Origin of the sequence: Marinobacter sp. BW6, from assembly GCF_008107725.1 — a bacterium.
Taxonomy (GTDB): Bacteria; Pseudomonadota; Gammaproteobacteria; order Pseudomonadales; family Oleiphilaceae; genus Marinobacter.
Genome location: NZ_VIRN01000083.1, coordinates 1 through 16,219, shown reverse-complemented (window position 1 = coordinate 16,219; position 16,219 = coordinate 1). Strand labels below are relative to the sequence as shown.

Sequence of the window (16,219 nt, the reverse complement as noted above, 5' to 3'; positions counted from 1 at the left end):
TCGTACTCTAAACTTTATGCGGATGCCGATCATTTACTAGTACGCAACACAACAGGAAATTCATCAAACCAGAGGAGCGCCAGTGTCCACCAGTGTTGAAATGACCGACATTTTTCTCGAGTACCCCACAGAGTCCGGCAAGGTCGCCGTACTCAAAAATGCCTCCCTCATGGTGCCCCCGGGAGAAACACTGGCAATTACAGGCCCCTCTGGCAGCGGGAAAACGTCCCTGCTTTTGTTGCTCTCTGGACTGCAGAGCCCGACCAGCGGCGAGATTCTGGTCGGCGATCAACGCCTCGGCGATATGGACGCCAATGCCCTGGCCGACTGGCGAAGTGAACACCTTGGCATTATTTTCCAGTCCTTTCACCTGTTGCCGGGCCTTACGGCGCTGGGAAACGTCAGTCTGCCGCTTGAGATCGCCGGCGAGGCAAGACCGCGGGAACGAGCTCTCGACATGCTGCAGGCGGTCGGTCTCAGCCATCGGCTGCAGCATTACCCGGGGCAGCTCTCTGGTGGTGAGCAGCAACGGGTTGCGATCGCGAGGGCTCTGGTTCATCAGCCAAGTCTGTTGTTGGGGGATGAGCCCACAGGCAACCTGGACCACGAAACCGGCGAGAAGGTGCTGTCCCTGCTGTTCGACCTGCACAAAGACAGCAAATCCACGCTGGTATTGGTCACCCACGACGAGCGCGTTGCTGAGCGTTGCCAGCACAGGGTACGCATGGACGGTGGGCGTCTCTATGCCTCCTGAACGCTCGGCCAACCCGCTCTGGATGCTCAGATTTGCAATCACCGATCTGCGTTCACGTATCTCTGCATTGAAGATTTTCCTGGCCTGCCTGATTCTTGGCGTCACCCTTGTGGCTGCCACAGCCAGCCTTTACAGGGTGATCGAGCAAAGTTTGCTGGCAGATACCCGTGCGCTGCTCGGTGGCGATGTGGAACTCGATACCAGCGAGCCTCTGCCCGATGAGGCGCTCGAATGGATCCGCACTACCGGCAAGATTTCGCTGGTTCGGGAGTTCGATACCATTGTCAGCGGGAGCGGCGGCGATGGCTTCTTTCGGGCTGAGATATTGGTTCCGGATGCCCTCTATCCCCTCTATGGCGAGCTGGAGCTCACTCCGGATGAACCCCTGGGTGCTCTTACAGACGAGAAAGAAGGGCAGTGGGGCGCCATTATCGATCCGTTGCTGGCAGAACGCCTGGACCAGTCGGTTGGCGAACAGATCGAGATCGGCGCAGCCACCTTTCGAATCAGCGGTCTTATTGAAAAGCAACCGGATCGGAGCCTGAACGCCAATTGGCGAGGCCTGCCGATCATGATTTCTGAGCAGGCGGTCGAGGCAACCGGATTGATACGCCCGGGTAGCCGCGTGGATTACGAATACCGGGTGCAGACCGAGCAGAATCTTGACACCTGGCTTGAGGAATTCGAGCAGGCATTCCCGGATGCGCGATGGGAAATCACCACCTTTGCCGAGCGCAGCGAACGGATTTCCGAGCGGCTCGATCAGATTGCCACGGCACTCATCCTTATCGCTTTCACCACCCTGTTCATTGGTGGTCTCGGCGTTGCCAACAGCATCCACGCCTACCTCGATGAAAAGCTGGGCACGATTGCCACCTTGCAAACACTTGGTCTGCGCCGCAAACCGCTTGTCGGCATATACCTGCTGCAGATTGGCGTATTGGGCAGCCTTGCAGGGCTTATTGGCGGCGGTATCGGGCTGGGGCTTTCCGCCCTGGCGATCAGCCTGGCGGGCGATGCCTTTGCTTTGGCGGGGCCCGAGGGGGCCGGAGGCTGGTTGTCCTTGTGGTTGGTTCCCTTGCTGCTGAGCTGGCTGTTCGCTGTTCTTACTGCTTACGTGTTTGCTCTGCCGGCACTGGCTCGAGCCTTGGCTGCTGCGCCTGCCGGACTTTTCCGGGGACAGGTTGAGGCGGCTCCAAACGAGCCTCGCAGCTGGCGGATTGCCAGCTATCTGCTGCTGGCCGTCTACATCGGCGCTACTCTGTTCTGGCTTCCATCGCCTCACTTGGGCTTTCTCTTCCTGCTGGCGGTTACGTTGCTCTGGGGCCTACTGGAAGGTTTGATCAAGGCTTTACGCCGCGGTGCCAAGGCTCTGGAAGATGGCGGTTTTGCCGACCGCAGGTTTGCCCGGAGGTTGGCCCTGGCCAATCTGCACCGGCCGGATTCGCCGCTACGGGCAACGCTGCTGTCACTGGGCACCGCACTGACTCTTGTAGTGGCATGCACGTTGATGGTTACAACGCTCTTGAGGGCGCTGGAAACCACCATCCCGGAACAATCACCGGCGCTGATTCTCTATGAAGTATTCCCGGACCAGATGGAACCGCTGCAAACCGGCCTGGAAGCGTTGGATGCTTCCAGTCGCGTTGAGCTGCTTCCGATGGTCCGTTCCCGCCTGGATACCATCAATCAGCAGCCAATTGCCAGGGTTCTCGCCGATGATGCCGAAGCTCGGCGGGAAGCCATGGGGGATGAATACAAACTGAGCTATCTCTCGGGAAATCCCGAAGCCCTGGAACTGATAGAAGGAACCTGGTGGGAATCACCAGCTCCCGAGGGAGAGCCCGCATACATGGCCATGGAGGATCGGGAGGCCTATCAGCTGGGCCTGGGGATTGGTGATCAGCTCACCTTTACTGCACAGGATAAGAGCATCGACGTCGAAATCCGTGCAATTTACCGGCAAAAAGGGCTCCAGACCCGATTCTGGTTCGAGGGTATATTGCAGCAGGGCGCACTCGACGACCTGATCAGCCTTTACGTCGGTGCGGTCTACCAAAGCGATGAGGCCGCCAGAGAATCCCAGCAGTGGCTGGCACAGAACATCCCCAACGTGATCACGCTGCGCACCGCTGACTGGCTTGAAACCGCCGGCGATCTGCTGAACAAGGCCGCCGCTGGCCTGGCTGCTGTAGCATCGGTAAGTCTCCTCGCCAGCCTGCTTGTATTGTCCAGTGTGGTCAGTGTCAGCCGCAGGCGGCAGCTCTACGAAGCCAACCTGCTGCACTGCCTTGGCGCCCGTCACTCGGCCATCCGCCAATCCATGCTGCTGGAAACCGGCTTGCTGACCTTTCTGGCAACGGTTTTCGCGACGGCGCTTGGTGCGCTAATTGCTTTACCTGTGGCTGACCTCGCCTTAAAGCTGCCGGCAGGCGATTTATGGTGGGTTGGGGCGGTGATTGCCGGCGGTGTCAGCTCGCTGGCGCTGCTGGGTGGACTCCTGCCCATGCTCAGGGCAATGCGGTTAAACCCCGCGGTGTTGCTCAGAGACAGTTAAAAAGCCCTGCTGTCGTAATAAATTCGTCTTTTATAAAGAGGAGGTGGAAAAATCATTTAAATTAAACACTTAAGATTACGAAAAAAGAATGTTTGTTCATTTTGTGGCCAGCACACGAGTTGCAGGCCCAAAAAATCCCGTTATATTGAGGAAATTAAGGAAAATTGCCTACCAAATGGCAAATTTCAAAAATTTTCACTAAATAATCTACGGTAGTATTTTTACGTATGCTTTTTGCACATAACTCGTGTTGTGTAGGCATAACGGACACACACTTTTCGCCCACGAAAGAAAAAGAGAGAATAACTATGATTCGCAAACTAGCACCGCTTGTATTCGCTTGTGCTGCGGTAACCTCCGTAAGCGCGACAGCCGATCAGCTGGACACCGTGATTCAACGTGGCACTCTGAACTGTGGCGTGGTTCTGGATTTCCCACCAATGGGATATTTTGACGAGAACAACGAGGCGGCCGGCTTCGACGTCGATTACTGTAACGATCTGGGCGAAGCGCTCGGCGTAGACGTCAACGTTCTCAACCTGACCTGGGGCGAGCGGATCCCCTCCCTGGTCTCTGGCAAGACCGACGTGGTTATCGGTTCTACCTCCGATACACTTGAGCGCGCCAAGACCGTTGGCTTCACCTATCCGTACTTTGTGTTCAAATTCCAGGTAATCGCCAACGAGGACAAGAACATTGAATCCTTCGATGACCTGAAGGATCTGAAAGTCGGTGCGGCACTCGGCACCACTTACGAAACCGAATACCTCGCCTATGCCGAGCAGCAGGGCTGGGGCAAGGACAACTACACCTCCTTCAAATCCGAGAACGATGCGTACCTGGGTCTTTACCAGGGCAAGGTCGACGCAATCATCTCAACCAACACGAACATCGCGACCAAACTGCGTAGCGAAGAGTTCGAAGATTTTGAGGCCGGTCCCTACGTTCCCAACTACGACGACGTAGTGGGCATCATCGCCAAGCGTGATGAGGTTGCCTGGATCAACTACCTGAACCTGTTCCTGGTGCGTCAGATTCGCGATGGCAACATGAACGAAGCGTACAACAAGCACTTCGGTACCGATGCGCCGGCAGATCTGATCCAGTCCCTCAGGGACAACAAGTAAGCGCCGAGCCGACGGCCGCCAAACAGGCGGCCGTCATTGCATTGGTTCACGGGTCGGGCTCTCACCCAGCGGTGTCCTGACCTAAAATTCTGATCACAGCCCCGGTAAAAGGGCTGTGGTCGAGTTTCCTACCATTCATAAAATGGCCAAGGTATGGACTACGAATTTCACTGGAACGTTGTGTTCCAGAACATGCCCCAGCTGCTGAACGGTGCCTTCGTTACCCTGCACGTGTCCGTTCTGGCGATGCTTCTGGGCGTTGTGATCGCAATACTGTTGGCGATCGCCAAAATGAACAATACAAAGTTCTTCAGCCAGGTCGCTACGGTCTGGGTCGAGATCGCCCGAAATACGCCAGCCCTGTTCCAGATCTACATGGCCTATTTCGGCCTTGGAGCGTTTGGCATCCATCTCAGCCCCTATTTGGCGGTACTGAGTGCACTGGTCTTCATTAACGCCGGTTACCTGACCGAGACCTTCCGAGGTGGGTTCCAGTCGATTCCGAGCACCCAGTACAGTGCCTCCAAATCCCTGGGCATGACGAGCATCCAGAGCTACCGGTATATCATCCTCCCGCAGATGCTGAGACGCATCTACCACCCGATGACCAACCAGTTCGTCTGGTCGATTCTGATGAGCTCTCTGGGGATTCTGGTGGGCATGAGTGAATTGTCCGGTACGACACAGCGGTTACAGTCGCTGTCGTTCAGAACGCTTGAGTTCTTCATTGTGGCGGCTGTTATGTACTTCATCATCACCAAACTGGTGTTGTTCGGCTCATCACTGCTTGCGCGTCGACTGTTCAAGGGGGAAATCTGATGAATTCTTTATTTACTCCCTTGTCCTGGAGCGATAGCGGTCTAATCCTGACCGGCGTCTGGAATACCGTCATCATCTCCGTTGTCGCCATCGTGGTGGGCACTCTCCTGGGTTTGATCGTCGGTTTTCTCCGTGCCGAGAGCAACAAGGCCGTCAACGTTCTTTTTGGTAGCGTGCTTGACGTGCTCAGAAGTGTTCCCCTGATCATTCAGCTTATCCTGTTCTCCACCTTTGTCGGTGCGATGGGGAATCCATTGGCTCCGTTTGTTGCGGGCTCCATTGTGCTTTCGCTGTATACCATGGCCTTCATGAGCGAGGTATTCCGCAGTGGCTTTGAGAGTGTCAGCCCCTCAATGCAGACGGCAGCGCGCTCACTGGGTATGACCAAATGGCAAACCATCTACCACATTCGGTTACCGATTGGTTTGCGTGCCGTGTTCCCCTCGTGGCTGGGTGTTGCACTCAGTGTAATCAAGGACTCGGCCCTGGTCTCGGTCATCGGTTACATGGAATTGCTGCGAACGTCGGAGCAACTGATTTCAAGAACCCAGCAACCGCTCGAGATCCTGATCGGTGTTGGTATCTTTTACTTCATTATTTCGTACCCGCTGTCCCACTACGGCCGGTATGTTGAGAGGAAAATGGCAATATGATCAGCGTACAGAATGTCCATAAATCCTTCGGCGATCTTGAAGTACTGAAAGGCGTCAGCCTGGATGTAAAGAAAGGCGAGGTCGTGAGCGTTATCGGGGGCTCCGGCAGTGGCAAGTCGACTCTCCTGTATTGCATCAATGCCATTGAGCCTATCAACAAGGGCAAGATCCTCGTTGATGATGTGGATGTCCATGCCAAAGGCACCAACAAGGACAAGCTGCGCCAAAAACTGGGCATGGTCTTCCAGCAGTGGAACTCCTTTCCCCACATGACGGTGCTGGAGAACGCGGCGCTTGCCCCCAGAATTGTGAAGAAAATGAGCAAGGAAGAGGCGATTGAAATCGCCAAAAAGGAACTGGAGCATGTTGGTCTGGGTGACAAGTTCGACGTTTACCCCACCAAGATGTCCGGCGGCCAGCAGCAGCGCCTGGCGATTGCCCGTGCCCTGGCCATGAAGCCCGACTACATGCTGCTTGATGAGGTGACCTCTGCGCTCGACCCTGAGCTGGTCGGCGAGGTTCTGGACACCCTGCGCCTGTTGGCGGAAGAGGGGATGACCATGATCTGTGTGACCCATGAAATGGGATTCGCACGGGATGTCTCCGATCGCGTGGCCTATTTCCATCAGGGTGTGATTGCCGAGATTGGTGAAGCCAGGCAGGTGATTACCGATCCGCAAAACCCGCTCACCCAGAAATTCCTTTCCAAGGTGCGCTAAAAAGTCGCCACAGGCGTGGCGCTGGTTGGGGGAGTTCTTGGACCCGCTTCCCCAGCCATTTTTCCAGTCCCAAGACGGTATTGCATTCTTCTGGTCCAAAACTGACAGAGTCAGTTCCGGTTCTTCAGAACCTCATAAATCCGCGATATGGCCGCCTCGTCCTGCGCCTCTCTTTCTATCACATCCTCAAGTAATTCCAGCACCCGCTTCTCATCGTTGCTGCGAAGTCCTGGCCAGTAGACATAGGGCACTAGCTCCGGATTGCTGATAAAAAACAGGGCGGTTTCTTTCGGTTTGTTCTCTATGTCTCCCCGCAAGCCGAGGGTGAATTGGCGACCTTCATTGCCCCGGAGCGTTACCAGCAGCGAGTTGTCCCGTTCGATAAAACGGGTTTCCTCTACAGAAACCGGCTCTGCGAGATCTGGGACTGAGGTGATGTAGTACTGAAAGCCGAGAAAGGCCACCAACACGAAAAGCAGTGTGGCCAGGGCGGTGGACTTGATCATGTAAAAGATTCCGTACGAGCCAAAGGTTGCCTCAATCGCTTTCCATTAGATACTCCGCCACAGCCTGATAGGCAGGCAGAGAAGTCGGGTCTATATTACTGTTGCTGGCGTTGGGAAAGGAGGCAAAGCGTACCAAAACCATGTTCGCGGTGGGATCTATGTAGATGGTCTGGCCGTGCACGCCCCTTGCTGCGTAAGCACCGTGGGCGTTGTGGAAGTTCCACCACATGCTGCGATAGCTGCCGCCGGGGAGGGTGGTGTAACCCGCTTTGGCAAAGGCAGTTTTGTCGCCACCAGCCTGTATGTTATCCACCACGGCTTCCGGGAACAGTTGGTGGCCGTCGTAGTGACCCTTTTCAAGCATCAGCTGGCCAACGCGGCCAAGGTCTCTGAGGCCGGCACTCAGGCCGCCACCGGCGAAGGGTGTGCCTTTACCATCGACAGTCATATAGGCGTCCTGTTCGGTGCCGAGTGGCTGCCACAGGCGTTCTGATAGCATATTAGCTACGCTCTGACCGCTCACACGGGAGATAACCCAACCCAGGGCATCCGTGTTGATGGTGCGGTAGCCAAAGGCCAGACCATGTTCGCCGGCTTGCTCCACCGTTTGCAGGTACTCGAAATAGCCATCAGGCCCGTTGTAATCGGAAGGTTTGGGCAAGGGGCTGGCGGCAGCCGAGTACTGCCAGATATCGGCGTTGGGGTCGGCGTAATTTTCGCTGTAATCCAGCGCGGTGGTCATGTCCATTACCTGTCGCACCGTGGCACTTCCGAAGGCGCTGTCAGCCAGCTCAGGAACGATGCTGGCTACTTTGGCGTGATCATCCAGTTTGCCTTCGGCTACCAGGATCTCAGCCAATAAACCCGTAAGCGACTTAGTCATCGACATGGCAGCGTGTTTGCCGGTTTCGTTCAGGCAGCCGCTGTAAAATTCGTACACGATTTTGCCATTATGCAGAATCAGTAGCCCGTCGGTGTAGTTGGCGGCCAGAGATTCCTGCCAGCCCATGGGCGTGTCGCTACCTAGAGGCGTGAATGAAATGCTGTTGATCCCATCATCCAGTGCATGGGGCAGAGCATCAGGTGTACCGATGCCCCGGCTAACCTGGATGGTAGGCAGCAGTTCCCGGATGTGGCACACCGTCCAGCGTAGCTTCGGGAAGCTGAAATAATTGCTTTGCGGCTGGGCGATCAGCTTGTCGTCTGGCGGTGGAAATCCGGTCATCCATTGCAGCGTTTCAGGGTCAGATGCTTCAGCGCTCAGGGGGGCGGCGGCCTGGGTGCTTGCACATGCACCTGGAAAGCTAAATGCGAGTAGCACCAGAACATAAGCAGGATTGAATCCAGACATTTCCAGCCTCCTTGAGAATTGCTCACATAGCCCTGGAGAAGACCTCGAAGGGCAGAGCCTTTATTACGTAACTTAGCGGTGTCCAGGGCCACCAGGGCACATAGGCGCGGCGTTTTTCTGATTCGATGGCTTTCACCAGCGCCTTCACGCCAGTTTCCAGGTCCACTCGGAAAGGCGCATTCTTCGTACCCCGGTTAATATCGGTCAGAATGTAGCCGGGCATGATATTGCTGACGTTAATCGGTTTGCCCTTGGTGTCCAATTGCAGGCCTTCCGCCAGAGAGGCCACGGCAGCCTTTGTAGCGGCATAAACGTTCAGTGGACCGCGGAAACCACGAACGCCGCTGACCGACGACATCAGCACCAGGTGGCCGCTGTTCTGCTCGCGGAAGATCTCCATCGCCGCCTCGCTCTGTGCAATCGCGGCGATAAAGTTGGTCTCGGCGGTGTGGCGATTGGCGGTAAAATGCCCACGACCGATGGGCTGCGAGCTGCCAATGCCCGCGTTAACCACCACCCGGTCCAGACTGCCGAGCTCATCCCGGAAGCCACGGAATACTTCGAACACCTGATCGTAATCGCAGACATCAAGGCCACGAACCAGCACCCGGATACCGGGATTGGCCTGCTGCAATTCCCGCTGGAGAGCCTCCAGCTTGTCAGCCCGCCGTGCGCAAAGCGCCAGATTACAGCCCTTGGCGGCCCATTCGCGGGCCATGCCTTCCCCGAGACCGGTGCTGGCACCGGTAATCAGAATGTTCTTTCGCATCAGTTATCCCCTGGGTCCGTTTGAGTTATTTGCGCTCACAGTACCATGATCGGACGCCCATGGGATTGACTGAAATGCGGCTCTGCACTGGCCATTCCGTTCAGCGAAGCAGGCTATTCCACCGTAACCGTGATCTTCTCAGAGACTACGGGAGGGTTGTGCGGCACGTGCATATGGTTGCCCAGCAAAAGCTGCAAAGTGTGTTTGCCTGGGGAGAGCGTGATCTCCGTTTCGGTTTGCCCACCGCCGAAATGTTTGACCTGATCGGTGGCCGGCAAGGGCTTGCTCAAATCCGACGGTACCTCGGTATCGATCAGCAAGTGGTGGTGCCCAGTGCCTGATTTCTCAACGCCGGCAGGCGCCACGCCCATATTTCGAAGGCCAAAGACAACCTTGAAGGTTTGCTCGACGGTTGCGCCATCGGTTGGCTGGACGAAATACACGCCGGCGTTGGCCGGGGCCTCGGACATCATGCTCTCTGCGAACACGGCCACTGGCGCAGTCAACAGAGCTAAAGCAAGGGTAATGGCAATCCTGTTCATTTCATTTCCTCCTTGGTGTTTACCAAGGGTGAGTATAGTTGAGGAAGTGAAGTTTTGGCGGCCGGGTCAGTTCTCCAGGGCGGGAATTATGTGGTCCTCAATTAACTGGAACTGGCGGCGCAAAAAGGACGAACCTGGCGAGGGTGGGGTAGGGTCGGAGGTCATCACCACGGTCAGTTTACGAGCGGGCATCACGTAGAGTACCTGGCCTCCGTACCCACGCCCGTAATACCCCATTTCACCGGCGAGAGGTTGCTGGAACCAGCCGTAGCCATAGGGATCATCTGTGTAGGCGGATCTTCCGCGTTCAGTCCAGGATTCGCGCACCCAGTTTTCCGGAAACAAGCGCCGATCACCAAGGCGGCCTTCATTGCGATAAAGCTCACCGATTTTTGCGAGGTCCCTTGGCGAAAGAGCCATATTATTGCCACCGAAATAGATTCCCTGGGGGTCCCGGCCCCAGGCCGGAATGGTTATATTCAGTGGCCCGCCTAACCATTCCCGCGCCAGGTCGAGGGTGCTGCGTCCGGCGCTTTCGGTGAGCGCGGCGGAGAGCAGGTGGCTGCTGCCGGTGGAGTAGAGCATGCGACCGCCCGGCTTATCCACAAAAGGCCGGGTGAGCACATGGTGCACCCAGTTATCGCTGTTAACCCAGGGGCCATAGTAACGGCCAGATGTCCGCTGCAACCCGGCCTGCAAAGACAGCAGGTGACCCAGAGTTATCCGGTCCACGCCCTCGGTAGCGGAGGCCGGTACGCGGTCACCGAGCGTTTCAATAACCTGTTGACTGGTTCCCTCGAACACGCCTTTTTCAATGCCGATACCCACCAGCGCAGCGAGCACTGTCTTGGAGAGAGATTTGATATTGGTTGGCGTGTCCAGCCCGGCGTTCTTCAAATCCAGTGCCAGCACTTCCTCACCTCCATGAACAACAATCAGGGTGTGAAGGCGCTCAAGATTCGCAGCCTCTCTGGACACCTCTGTTTGCCAGTCGGCCGTCTCTGAGTGGCTTGGCTGGGTCACCAGGAGCAGCAGTGCGAGAAGCCAATATGAAAAGCGTTGCATAGTGTAAGGAGGCGCTATCGTCTTCGTTTTGGTAAGTGGAACGTCGAGCACATGATTACTGTACGTCAGCGCGCCGAAAGAGGTCACGGCTTAATCAGACATGTGGCGATTATCGGGTACGCGATGCAAATTTATGCGCTTCGAGGCGCAAACATGATGATCGCCATGCCGAGCAGTGCTACGCCGGATCCCACCAGATCCCAGGCGGTTGGCCGGATACCATCAACGGCCCAAAGCCAGAGAATGGCCATGAAGATATACACACCGCCGTAGGCCGCATAAACCCGCCCGGCGGCAGTGGGATGCAGGGAAAGTAACCAGGCAAATGCCGCCAGGCTCAGGGCCCCGGGTACCAGAAGCCAGATGCTCTTTCCCTCACGAAGCCAGAGATAGGGCAGGTAGCAGCCAACGATTTCAGCCAGCGCGGTGACGAGAAAAAGACCGACTGTCTTCAGTTCAGGCACAGGTTTTTCCTTTTAATCGATGAAATGCCGTATTCAATGAGGTTTCGAGATTCGCTTAGGGTTATTTCAAAGCCTCGTCTGGAATCAGAGCCAGTAGATCCGTCACCCCGATATCCACCCCGGCCTGAAAGAGCAACGTAGAAACCTGCCCGCGATGGTGGGTTTGGTGATTGAAAAAGTGTTGAAGAAGACTGGAAAACCGCCGGTTCGCTGGAACCCCCTTTGTGTTTTGATAACGGATAACCACGTTCAGGTCGTCATCCGACAATGTACCAACCCAACAGATGATATGGTTGTCGAGCCAGGCCCTCCGCTCCGACAGTGCGGCGAAGTCTTCAAACAGGATATCGTTCAGTTTGTTGGGTAAGGGCAGATCTGCGACTTCCTTCAGTGCACTGCTAAACGTTGGGTGCATGGCGAACCGTTTTAGCCAGATGGTATCGCCTACAATAATGTGGTTGAGCGTTCCGAGAATGGAACCGAAGAACGCACCACGATCCCTGGCCAACTCGGTTTGTTCAAGGCCTCTTGCCGCCCCATAGATCTTTTCGTTCATCCACTGATTGTAGGCGGCCATCAATTCGAAATTTGTTCTCAGACTCATTGTCTTGACCCTGTTCAAACTTATTGGGTTTCACACGGGGATTGGTAGGCAATTACAGAGGACTCCTAAACCATAGGCCTGAAATTCGGCAATGCCGCAACGCGATCCAGCCATGCCCGAATCGCAGGGTAGGCTTCCAGCTCAAAACCACCCTCATCCGCGACGTGGGTGTATGCATAGAGTGAGAGATCTGCAGTAGTGACATTCTCGCCCGTCAGAAATGGCGTTTGTGCCAGCTGCTGCTCCATCACCTGCAAGGCCTTGTGCCCGCCGGTTTGCTTGGCGGCGTACTCATCGGCTTTGTCCGCCGGCAGTCCCAGGTACTTGTTGATAAAGCGCGCGACAGCGATAAACGGCTCATGGCTGTACTGCTCGAAGAATTGCCATTGCAGAACGCGGGCCTGGGCGAGGCCGTCATTCGGGTACAGATCAGAGCCGGATGCGAGGTAGTTGATGATGGCGTTGGACTCTGACAGCGTCTCGCCACTATCCAGCTCCAGCAGAGGAATCTTGCCATTCGGATTCTTTTTCAAAAAATCATCGGATTTTGTGTCGCCGGCCAGAATGTCGACATCAATCCACTGATGGTCGATGTTCAGCAGTTGGCAAACGAGCTGAACCTTGTAGCAGTTGCCGGATTTGGTATCGCCGTAGATTTTCATGCAGTTTCCTTTGCTGGGAGTGCGACGTATTTCAGGCCGGGGCGTTCAGGGTTCCGATCCGGGTTGCTTGAGGTCTTTGGTATAGACATGCGTCGTTTTGGATTGCGTATAGCCGACCGCCGGATAAAAGCCATGAGACTCCAGGCGCGTTACATTGGAGCGCACCACCACCCGCGGGAGCCCCATAGAGCTGGACCAGTCTTCAGCAGACTGCACCAATAACTGGCCGACGCCAGCTCTCCGTGCGCGGGAGCCTACAACCAGGCCTGTAATTTCCGCGACAAACAGCTCGCTGAGGAACAGGCGCTTTTCCACTGCTATCCATCCAACGACCGAAGCCCCGGAAATGGCGACGAAAAGCTGATGGTCGGGAGAGTCAGCGATTGCCTCGAGCCATTCTTTCGTTCGGAGCCTGCTGGCTGTATAACCCCATTCGAGGACCAGAGCGTGAATACCATCAAGATGATCAACCCGCCCCGGTTCGATTGAAACGTCCATGTTCAAATGCTACTCCGGGAGGGAACACCATGGCGATTTATTCTCGGGATTTGCTTTTGACCCACCTGTCGCCCTCTTTGTGATATTCCTCTTTAACCCCCGCCCAGGCTACTTTGTGGGCCGCCTCTATCGTAGCTGGCTGTCCTTGCTGCCCCTGCGATTGATGCCGCCAGACTGGCTGTGCTCCTTTTCATGGGCCGACTGGCAGTCAATGCACAAACGAACACCGGGAATGGCCTTGCGCCGGGCCTCTGGAATTGGTGCTCCGCACTCATCGCATTCCTCGGCACTCTCGCCTTTGGCCAACTGGCTGCGTGCGCGCTGGATTTCATCCTCAACGCTTGCGTCGATTTGTTCCTGAACCGCACCATCACGAGACCATCCGCCTGCCATGGTTCCTCCGATATCAGTCTGACTGGCACCCTTTAACAATAACATCCGAGCGAGTGCTCAAATATGGATGACACTGTCTTTTCTGAGATGCCGGCTCACTTCTCGCACGCCGGGCTCATTTTTTATGCAGTTCCCTATAGCGTTCCTCCAGTTCGGCACGAATGGCCCTGCGCTCCTTACCGTTGGCAAATCGCCGTATCTGATCATCGGTGCTCGGGACCAGCTGCGGCACGGCGACGGCTTTGCCGTTGTCATCAACTGCCACCATGGAAAAAAAGCAGCTGTTGCTATGGCGGACCAACTTGTCCCGGATGTTCTCGGTAACCACCTTAATGCCGATCTCCATGGAGGTGCGGCCGGTGTAGTTCACGCTGGCCAGAAAGGTGACCAGCTCGCCAACGTGGATGGGTTGGAGGAACATTACCTGGTCGACGGACAGGGTAACGACATACGTCCCCGCATAACGGCTGGCGCAGGCATAGGCGACTTCATCCAGATACTTCAGCAGGGTGCCGCCGTGCACATTGCCGGAGAAATTGGCTTTGTCCGGCGTCATCAGAACGGTCATGCTCAGGCTTGTTGAATTGTTGTCCATGGCGCTTCTCTGGTGGTTTGCTATCCAGTATAGGCGCCAGGGTGCTGGCAGGTGGCAGTACTTATTAATCGGCCTCGAAGGTCACCAGATCTACATCCGCTGCCTGGGTGCGTAACAGCACCAGCGCCTGATAGGCAGGGGAGTTGTGCCAATCGGCGACGGAATCCGCATCCGGGAACCGGATAACCACCGTATCTGTATGCCGGTATTGCCCGCTCAGCACCTTCGCCTGTTTACCCCGAAGCACCAGTTCCGCACCCCAGGGAACCAGCGTTTCCGGCACCAAGCTGCGATATTCCGCCCATTTGTCCGGGTCTTTCACGGTGATGTTGCCGATAACGTAGGCTGTCATTGGCGGTCTCCTGTTATCGAGTGGGTGAGAGGTAGCGTTAAGTCAGAGGGTCACGAAAAATAGATCTGTCCCGGTTTTCCAGGCGGTATTGAACGCTTTGCGATAAATCTCCTGAGCATGGGCTGGCAAATTGTTACGTACGCTCGCTGGTAATTCTGAATTGCTCTTGTAGGGCGTGGGGCCCGTATACATGGTGTATAGCTACCAATGCTCAAGTAGCAGCTATACTGGAAGAATGACACGATCGAGAACCGACTGCAGCCTCCTGCTCTCCTGTTTTGCGCTCTTTGTCCTGGCCGGATGCGCAAGTCAGAAGCCGGTTACGTTAATGCCCACGCCGGTTCTCTACGAAGAACAGGTTATTGAGCCATTCTCGCATGTGGCCAAGCCGCTTCAGACGCCATTGACACAGGTGTTCTACGCTACCAATCGTGCCCATCGTGAGCACGATGCACAGCGTCCGTACGGCAACGGCGTGGACGACGAGCTTCATCTGGGCCAGGCCTGGGTGCGAATTGGCTGGCCCGACGCCCGCTGGGATGACGTGGTGGATTTGTCCCTGTTTAATCCGCCTGACAGCGACGTGCCGATTACTCTGGAAGCAATCACGCACTGGGATTCGCTGATCCACAGATCATCTGAGAATGCGGTTGATTGGCGCGAGGAGTCACATCGCCGCTTCGTTAGCGATATCAACTATGAACTTGCGCATCATCCTGACAAGGAGATCATGGTCTACGTCCACGGTACCAAGACGGGCTTCGTGCCGGCGATCGCAATGGCTGGCGAGATCGACCATTTTGCCGGCAAGGATTTTGTCGGTGTTGCCTTTGCATGGCCTGCGCACGAGAACATTATCAGTTATTTGGTAGGTATCGACGTGCGCCGCGCCCAGCATTCCAGCGAGGCACTGCGCGATCTGATCAAACTGCTTGCGGCCGAGACCGACGCAACCCGTATCAATCTGCTTTGCTGGTCGGCCGGTGGAAGGGTGACCTCCAAGGCGCTCGATGAACTGCGGCGAAACCATCCAGATCTCGATCGTCATCAACTGCGTGAACGTTATCGACTCGGTTCTGTTGTATTTGCCGCCGCCGATGTGGAACTCGACCGGTTCCTCGAGCGGCTACCTTCTGCTAGCGATCTCGCGCAGGAAGTGATCGTTACGGTTACCGATGGTGACGTTGCGCTCAACGCGGCCCGCATGTATATGCGCGGCGAGGTACGGATCGGCACCCAGGACGCCGAGGCTGCTGAATTGGAGTTTATCCGGTCGCATCATATGGAAAATGTCGAGATAATCGACGTCTCACACGGTCATGAAGCTCGCGGTTTTGACATTACTGGCCATCACTATTGGTACCGACACCCATGGAACGCCAGCGATATTATCCTGCTGATGCGCACTGATCTTGGCCCAGAGAGGCGGGGGCTGCTCAATGCAGAAACAGAGAATCTGTGGTATTTCCCCGCCGATTACCCCCTGCGCGTACGTGATTCCGCTCGGTCGGTCCTTGCTGAAGATTGGGCGATGCCACCCGAAGACGAGGGCGGCGATGGTGCAGTCTCAAAATCAGACGATTGATCGATTACAGTTTATAGTGGTCGACCAACACACAAAAAGGGCCCGAAGTTTTCACTTCGGGCCCTTTTTGTGACTCATGACCCGTCCTGAATAAGGTTTACACCTTCCTGCTTGAGATTACGGAGGGTGTGATGAATACGAAGAGGCGGAGGAGTCAGAGGGATTATTCCCTGGCCTTTAAATTGGCGGTGGTGGACCAGGTTG

General features: G+C 55.8%; 20 protein-coding genes. 7 read left to right on the top strand and 13 right to left on the bottom strand.

The features are described 5' to 3' along the window. Positions 1–100: 100 nt before the first annotated feature. The 6 genes from FMN52_RS18665 (at position 101) to FMN52_RS18640 (ending at position 6,629) form a co-directional block, all read left to right on the top strand. The gene (locus FMN52_RS18665) at positions 101–754 is read left to right on the top strand and encodes an ABC transporter ATP-binding protein (protein WP_148610295.1); all 654 of its coding nucleotides are present in this window, start codon (positions 101–103) and stop codon (positions 752–754) included. Further along, complete coding sequence (locus tag FMN52_RS18660) at positions 744–3,311, top strand: FtsX-like permease family protein (protein ID WP_148610124.1); 2,568 nt, start codon at positions 744–746, stop codon at positions 3,309–3,311. Before FMN52_RS18665 ends, FMN52_RS18660 begins: the two co-directional genes overlap by 11 nt. Positions 3,312–3,619: 308 nt before the next feature. Then, complete coding sequence (locus FMN52_RS18655) at positions 3,620–4,438, top strand: transporter substrate-binding domain-containing protein (RefSeq protein WP_148610123.1); 819 nt, start codon at positions 3,620–3,622, stop codon at positions 4,436–4,438. A 153-nt stretch (positions 4,439–4,591) separates the two neighbouring features. Next, positions 4,592–5,257 carry an amino acid ABC transporter permease gene (locus FMN52_RS18650; protein WP_148610122.1) on the top strand — a complete coding sequence of 222 codons (666 nt, stop codon included), beginning with the start codon at positions 4,592–4,594 and terminating at the stop codon, positions 5,255–5,257. After that, positions 5,257–5,910 carry an amino acid ABC transporter permease gene (locus FMN52_RS18645; protein ID WP_148610121.1) on the top strand — a complete coding sequence of 218 codons (654 nt, stop codon included), beginning with the start codon at positions 5,257–5,259 and terminating at the stop codon, positions 5,908–5,910. Before FMN52_RS18650 ends, FMN52_RS18645 begins: the two co-directional genes overlap by 1 nt. Beyond that, positions 5,907–6,629: an amino acid ABC transporter ATP-binding protein gene (locus FMN52_RS18640; RefSeq protein ID WP_148610120.1), complete on the top strand. Its 723-nt coding sequence runs from the start codon at positions 5,907–5,909 to the stop codon at positions 6,627–6,629. Before FMN52_RS18645 ends, FMN52_RS18640 begins: the two co-directional genes overlap by 4 nt. A gap of 110 nt (positions 6,630–6,739) precedes the next feature. Here the strand turns inward: FMN52_RS18640 and FMN52_RS18635 are convergent, their stop codons facing one another. The 13 genes from FMN52_RS18635 to FMN52_RS18570 all read right to left on the bottom strand — a co-directional run bounded on the left by FMN52_RS18635 (position 6,740) and on the right by FMN52_RS18570 (position 14,622). Continuing rightward, positions 6,740–7,135: a hypothetical protein gene (locus tag FMN52_RS18635; RefSeq protein ID WP_148610119.1), complete on the bottom strand. Its 396-nt coding sequence runs from the start codon at positions 7,133–7,135 to the stop codon at positions 6,740–6,742. Between the two features lie 31 nt (positions 7,136–7,166). After that, positions 7,167–8,486, bottom strand: a complete 1,320-nt coding sequence (locus FMN52_RS18630; protein ID WP_148610118.1) for a serine hydrolase — start codon at positions 8,484–8,486, stop codon at positions 7,167–7,169. Positions 8,487–8,508: 22 nt separating this feature from the next. Next, positions 8,509–9,255, bottom strand: a complete 747-nt coding sequence (locus FMN52_RS18625; protein WP_148610117.1) for an SDR family oxidoreductase — start codon at positions 9,253–9,255, stop codon at positions 8,509–8,511. Between the two features lie 113 nt (positions 9,256–9,368). Continuing rightward, positions 9,369–9,728 (bottom strand): DUF4399 domain-containing protein, encoded by a 360-nt coding sequence (locus tag FMN52_RS18620; RefSeq protein ID WP_240339548.1) that lies wholly within the window; start codon positions 9,726–9,728, stop codon positions 9,369–9,371. A 135-nt stretch (positions 9,729–9,863) separates the two neighbouring features. Then, on the bottom strand, positions 9,864–10,862 hold the full coding sequence (locus FMN52_RS18615) for a serine hydrolase (protein WP_148610115.1): 999 nt from the start codon (positions 10,860–10,862) through the stop codon (positions 9,864–9,866). Between the two features lie 131 nt (positions 10,863–10,993). Next, complete coding sequence (locus FMN52_RS18610) at positions 10,994–11,326, bottom strand: YnfA family protein (RefSeq protein WP_148610114.1); 333 nt, start codon at positions 11,324–11,326, stop codon at positions 10,994–10,996. A 61-nt stretch (positions 11,327–11,387) separates the two neighbouring features. After that, the gene (locus FMN52_RS18605; protein ID WP_148610113.1) at positions 11,388–11,930 is read right to left on the bottom strand and encodes a DinB family protein; all 543 of its coding nucleotides are present in this window, start codon (positions 11,928–11,930) and stop codon (positions 11,388–11,390) included. Between the two features lie 65 nt (positions 11,931–11,995). Further along, positions 11,996–12,592: a glutathione S-transferase family protein gene (locus FMN52_RS18600; protein WP_148610112.1), complete on the bottom strand. Its 597-nt coding sequence runs from the start codon at positions 12,590–12,592 to the stop codon at positions 11,996–11,998. 45 nt (positions 12,593–12,637) lie between these two features. After that, the gene (locus FMN52_RS18595) at positions 12,638–13,090 is read right to left on the bottom strand and encodes a GNAT family N-acetyltransferase (protein ID WP_148610111.1); all 453 of its coding nucleotides are present in this window, start codon (positions 13,088–13,090) and stop codon (positions 12,638–12,640) included. 126 nt (positions 13,091–13,216) lie between these two features. Further along, positions 13,217–13,483, bottom strand: coding sequence for a DksA/TraR family C4-type zinc finger protein (locus FMN52_RS18585; RefSeq protein WP_041645172.1), 267 nt, complete (start codon positions 13,481–13,483; stop codon positions 13,217–13,219). 115 nt (positions 13,484–13,598) lie between these two features. Next, on the bottom strand, positions 13,599–14,078 hold the full coding sequence (locus tag FMN52_RS18580; protein WP_148610110.1) for an acyl-CoA thioesterase: 480 nt from the start codon (positions 14,076–14,078) through the stop codon (positions 13,599–13,601). A 64-nt stretch (positions 14,079–14,142) separates the two neighbouring features. Further along, positions 14,143–14,430 carry a DUF1330 domain-containing protein gene (locus tag FMN52_RS18575; RefSeq protein WP_148610109.1) on the bottom strand — a complete coding sequence of 96 codons (288 nt, stop codon included), beginning with the start codon at positions 14,428–14,430 and terminating at the stop codon, positions 14,143–14,145. A 42-nt stretch (positions 14,431–14,472) separates the two neighbouring features. Continuing rightward, entirely contained in the window at positions 14,473–14,622 is a 150-nt protein-coding gene (locus FMN52_RS18570; RefSeq protein WP_148610108.1) for a ChaB family protein, read from the bottom strand. A gap of 136 nt (positions 14,623–14,758) precedes the next feature. On the opposite strand from FMN52_RS18570, the gene FMN52_RS18565 reads away from it, so the two are divergent. Beyond that, entirely contained in the window at positions 14,759–16,015 is a 1,257-nt protein-coding gene (locus tag FMN52_RS18565) for an alpha/beta hydrolase (RefSeq protein ID WP_162525043.1), read from the top strand. Positions 16,016–16,219: the final 204 nt, after the last annotated feature.